The sequence below is a fragment of the Actinoplanes sp. NPDC026623 genome (genome assembly GCF_040638275.1).
Lineage (GTDB): Bacteria > Actinomycetota > Actinomycetes > Mycobacteriales > Micromonosporaceae > Actinoplanes.
Genome location: NZ_JBEZXZ010000363.1, coordinates 1 through 4,190, shown reverse-complemented (window position 1 = coordinate 4,190; position 4,190 = coordinate 1). Strand labels below are relative to the sequence as shown.

The 4,190-nt window shown below is 71.6% G+C and carries 6 protein-coding genes and 1 pseudogene; 4 read left to right on the top strand and 3 right to left on the bottom strand.

The window, feature by feature from the left end; genetic code table 11:
- Positions 1–73: 73 nt before the first annotated feature.
- The gene (locus AB0F10_RS44580) at positions 74–1,591 is read right to left on the bottom strand and encodes a C40 family peptidase (RefSeq protein ID WP_360640500.1); all 1,518 of its coding nucleotides are present in this window, start codon (positions 1,589–1,591) and stop codon (positions 74–76) included.
- Positions 1,592–1,609: 18 nt separating this feature from the next.
- Entirely contained in the window at positions 1,610–2,056 is a 447-nt protein-coding gene (locus tag AB0F10_RS44575) for a hypothetical protein (protein WP_360640497.1), read from the bottom strand.
- Positions 2,057–2,116: 60 nt separating this feature from the next.
- On the opposite strand from AB0F10_RS44575, the pseudogene AB0F10_RS44570 reads away from it, so the two are divergent.
- Positions 2,117–2,323: pseudogene (locus AB0F10_RS44570) on the top strand (3-oxosteroid 1-dehydrogenase); the annotation flags it as partial.
- 187 nt (positions 2,324–2,510) lie between these two features.
- Here the strand turns inward: AB0F10_RS44570 and AB0F10_RS44565 are convergent.
- Complete coding sequence (locus AB0F10_RS44565) at positions 2,511–2,867, bottom strand: hypothetical protein (RefSeq protein WP_360640494.1); 357 nt, start codon at positions 2,865–2,867, stop codon at positions 2,511–2,513.
- A 7-nt stretch (positions 2,868–2,874) separates the two neighbouring features.
- Between AB0F10_RS44565 and AB0F10_RS44560 the strand changes: the two genes are divergently transcribed.
- The 3 genes from AB0F10_RS44560 to AB0F10_RS44550 form a co-directional block, all read left to right on the top strand.
- Positions 2,875–3,207, top strand: a complete 333-nt coding sequence (locus tag AB0F10_RS44560; RefSeq protein ID WP_360640491.1) for an LPXTG cell wall anchor domain-containing protein — start codon at positions 2,875–2,877, stop codon at positions 3,205–3,207.
- A gap of 153 nt (positions 3,208–3,360) precedes the next feature.
- A complete protein-coding gene (locus AB0F10_RS44555; protein WP_360640488.1) occupies positions 3,361–3,960 on the top strand; it encodes an RNA polymerase sigma factor in 600 nt (199 codons plus the stop codon).
- On the top strand, positions 3,950–4,190 hold a 241-nt coding region (locus AB0F10_RS44550), incomplete at its 3' end, for a hypothetical protein (protein ID WP_360640485.1). The genes AB0F10_RS44555 and AB0F10_RS44550, both read left to right, overlap by 11 nt.

Below are 4,190 nucleotides of genomic sequence, written 5' to 3'. Positions count from 1 at the left end.
TGTGGGTGCCGCGCGTGCCGTGCGGCCGGGGGCGTCCGCCGCGCCGGACTGCCGCGGCGGACGCCGGACGGGGTCAGCAGGTGGGTATCACCGTGCCGTTGTTGTCCTTCGCCTCGTCGTTGCCCCACCGGCTGAGGTAGTAGGCGGAGACGTACTGGTTGGCCGGGCCCACGTCCGGGTCGGTCCTGAGCCACCAGTGGTTGAAGCTGCCGCCGGCGTCGGTGATCTGCCGACCCCACACCTTGCAGTAGACGTAGTTGGTGGCGCCGTACAGGGTGCCGGTCGGCGTGGTGCTGGTCGCCGACGCGTAGACCGACGCGTTGGCGAACGTGTCCACCCGGTACGTCGACGCCGGCGGCGTGCTGCCGCCGCCGCACGTGGGAATCACCGTGCCGTTGTTGTCCTTCGCCTCGTCGTTGCCCCACCGGCTGAGGTAGTAGGCGGAGACGTACTGGTTCGCCGGGCCCACATCGGGGTCGGTCCTGAGCCACCAGTGGTTGAAGCTGCCGCCGGTCTCGCCGATCTGCCGGCCCCACACCTTGCAGTAGACGTAGTTGGTGGCCTTGTAGAGGGTGCCGGTCGCCGTGGTGCTGGTCGCCGACGCGTAGACCGATGCGTTGGCGAACGTGTCCACAAAGTACCTGTTGACCCCCGGTGCGGGCGGCGGATCCGAGGTGCAGGTGCGGATGTCGGCGCCGTTGTTGTCCTTCGCCACGTCGTTGCCCCACCGGCTGAGGTAGTAGGCGGAGACGTACTGATTGGCCGGGCCCACGTCCGGGTCGGTCTTGAGCCACCAGTGGTTGTAGTTGCCCGCGGCGTCGGTGATCTGCCGGCCCCAGACCTTGCAGTAGACGTAGTTGGTGCCGGCGTACAGGGTGCCGGTCGACGTGGTGCTGGTCGGAGAGCTGAACACCGCCGCATTGGCCGAGATGTCCACCAGGGCGCGGTCCGGGTCCTGCGGCGGCGGCGCCGGCGCGTTGCTGCCGTCCGGGTTGTAGAGCCGGATCGCGCCGTAGTAGTCGCCGTAGGCCAGCACCGAGTTCACCCGGACGTAGCCGCCGGAGTACGGGGCCTCCACCATGTAGCCCTGGCCGATGTACATCGCCACGTGGTGGATCGTGCTCGCCGAGCCGCCGTAGAACACCAGGTCACCGGGGAGCAGCGGGGCGGTGCCGGAGGACCGGTAGTACCGGGCGACCGCACGCGGCGAGGCGAACTGGGTGGCGGCCGGGCCGGGGACGATGTCCCAGCCGGCCGCCAGGTAGTAGGCGTAGCGGACCATGCCCGAGCAGTCGAGGCCGCGGACGTGGCAGTCGTTCGGCGCGCCGTTGGAGGCGTCGCACGAGCCGTACGAGAGGCCGGGGGTCGGCGCGTGCCCGCCGCCCCACGAGTACGGCGTCCCGATCAGCGAGCACGTCTTGCTCACCGCGGTGTTCGCCGTGGCGGCGGCCCCCGACTGGAGCACCGCGCAGCCCGGCGCGGCGGTGGCCGGCCCGGCGTTGACCAGGAGCGTCAGGGCGAGCGCAAGGACGGCGAGCAGGGCGCCGGCCGCGGCGCGTACGCCGGATGGTGGTCGATGAATCGGCGACATGTCAGTCCCTTCGGGTGATTACGGAGCAGGGAACGCGAAGATCGGGATGTCGCCGCATTCGCGCAGGCCGGAGACCTTGCCCCAGTTCCGCCCGCCGGAGATCTTCGTGGCCGGGAACCAGCCCCAGCCGTGGTAGCCGTCCCCGGTGCTGGTGTCCGCCTGGGTGTACAGCCACCAGTCGTTCACCGCGCTGCCGACCTGCGGGTTGTTGTAGCCCACCCACTTCTCCTGGCAGACGAACCAGCTGTTGCCGGCGTACAGGGTGCCGCGGGTCGCCCCGCTCGCCCGCACCGAGCCGGAGGTGTACGCGTTGCAGTAGGCCGTGCCGTAGGTGTTTCCGAGATAGTCGGTGTGTGCGCCGCCGCTGCCCCAGCAGTCGGTGGCCGCGCTCGCCGGGCCGCCGACGGCGACACCGGCCGCCGACAGGACCAGCGCCACTCCGGTCGATAGCAATGCCTTACGCATGCGTCTCTCCTCCTTCAGGCCCGGCCGATCGGGCCCGGGGAAAGACAAACACCGCCCCGCCGGGACCGGTACCTGCAACCTTCCAGGGACGCCGACCAGGTTCGCGTTTTCGCAGGTGGCCAGTTATCGGCATAGACCCGGCACGGCTGACGGCGACGGTCGAGCGGTTCAACGGGGTTCGCCCGCGCGGGCGTCGACGGCGACTTCGGCCGCGGCAACTCCGCATACGACCGCTACTACAGCGACCCGCTCGGGCGCCCGAACCCTCCGTCATTGGCCGCACGTATCCCGGCCCCGGCTCCACAATCGACCCCGCCGTCGTGGAGGCCCGGCGGGGCGCACGCCTGCCCCGCTCGTCGACCCGGCGGACGGCGACCCGACGGCACGCGCCCTGGTCGGCGCGTTGCACGCCCGCGACCGCCTCGCCACCCGGGAGTCGTACGCCCACCGTTGATCAGGAGCCGTCGCACGAGACTCCCGCGGCGGGCGGCCGCTCGGTGCGTGGCGTCTGCGGCGCGTAGACGGTGGTGTGCGCGAGGTCGGCGCCGGGCACCGGGCGCAGGGTGAACGACGGCAACCGTCCGCCCGTGCCGTAGGTCGTGACGACCTGGGTGTGCACGATCCGGTCCTTCGCGTCCCGCATGATCAGCACGAACTCGGCGATGCACACCGGCACCTCCGGAGCCCGCGAGCGCAGCGCACCCGTGATGTCGGAGAACCCGTGCGAGTCGGGCCTGCTTCGGACCAGGTTCACGACCTCCGGCTGCACCCATCCGGAAAAGTCCGCCGTCGACTTCTCCAAGTCGCCCAAGGAAGCGGTGTCGAAGCAGCAGTTCACGCAGAAGCACCGGTACCTGCCGCGGAGCACGAAGACGTCGGTGCAGACGATGACCGACGACGCCGAGAGCGACGACCTGCTGCTGCTCGGCGGCAACACCAGGGCCAAGCCGACCACCGGCGGCAACGCCACTCCCCCGCCGGACGACGACCCGCCCGCCGACGGTGAGGACGGCGGCACCGCCGGCGGCCTGCCGATCACCGGCGACAGCGTTCCGGTGCCCGTGCTGGTCTCCCTCGCGCTCGCCCTGATCATCGCGGGCGCGGCCCTGATCTGGAGGACGCGCCGGCGGCGGCGCACCTTCGTCAGCTAGAGATCGCGTTTCGCACGGCGGCGGCACCGTTCCCGGTGCCGCCGCCGTGTCGTATGCACCGGGACGTGAAGACGAATCTGGCCTCGCGCATAGACCTGGGTGGAAGGTAACCCCGAGGACAGGAGCCCGACGTATGAAACGGCCCGATCGCTCATGGCCACGGTAAGCCGCGCGGCGGCCGGCACCGACGCCTCGGTGATTCGCGCGTCGCTGGCGGATCCGGACCGCTTCGCGACCGTCTATGACCGGTACGCCGCGATGCTGTACCGGTACGCGTACCAGAGGGTGGGTCCGGAGATCGCCGACGACGTGGTGGCGGAGACGTTCCTCGCGGCGTTCCGCGGGCGGGCGTCCTACGACCTCGGCCGCCAGGACGCGCGGCCGTGGCTGTTCGGCATCCTCACCCGGGAGCTGGCCACCCACCACCGGCGGGAGCGGGCACGGTACCGGGCCATGTCCCGCTCGGCGCACGAGACCGTGCAGGACGGCCCCGCCGATCAGGTGGCGGCCCGGGTGGTCGCCGCCGCGGCACGGGGCCCGCTGGCCGCCGCCCTTGCCGACCTGGCGCCGGGCGACCGCGACGTGCTGCTGCTGGTGGCGTGGGGGCAGCTCAGCTACGACGAGGTGGCCGATTCCCTGAACATCCCCCAGGGCACCGTGGGTTCCCGGCTCAGCCGGGCCCGGCGCAAGGTCCGCCTGGCGCTGCGCGACATCGATCCGACCATGACCACGGAGGAGCATCATGAAATCTGACCTGTCCATCCTCGAGGAGCTCGGTGCGAGCCTGGCCCCGGCACAGGATCAACCACCGGCCGAGCTCCGCCACCGCGTGATGAACGCCATGCGGCAGCCGGCTCCCCGGCCGCCGCTGTCCTCGCTGCGCGGCATCCGGCTGGCCTGGCGGATCGGCATGCCGGCCGTCGCCGCCGCGACCGTCGTCGTGGCCCTGGCGGCCGGACACCTGCCCGGCGACACGCGTCGCC

What these genes read in the sequence shown, in the direction of transcription:
- AB0F10_RS44580 (WP_360640500.1), bottom strand. Translation starts at nt 1,591, where the DNA reads ATGTCGCCGATTCATCGACCACCATCCGGCGTACGCGCCGCGGCCGGC.
- AB0F10_RS44555 (WP_360640488.1), top strand. Translation starts at nt 3,361, where the DNA reads ATGGCCACGGTAAGCCGCGCGGCGGCCGGCACCGACGCCTCGGTGATT.
- AB0F10_RS44575 (WP_360640497.1), bottom strand. Translation starts at nt 2,056, where the DNA reads ATGCGTAAGGCATTGCTATCGACCGGAGTGGCGCTGGTCCTGTCGGCG.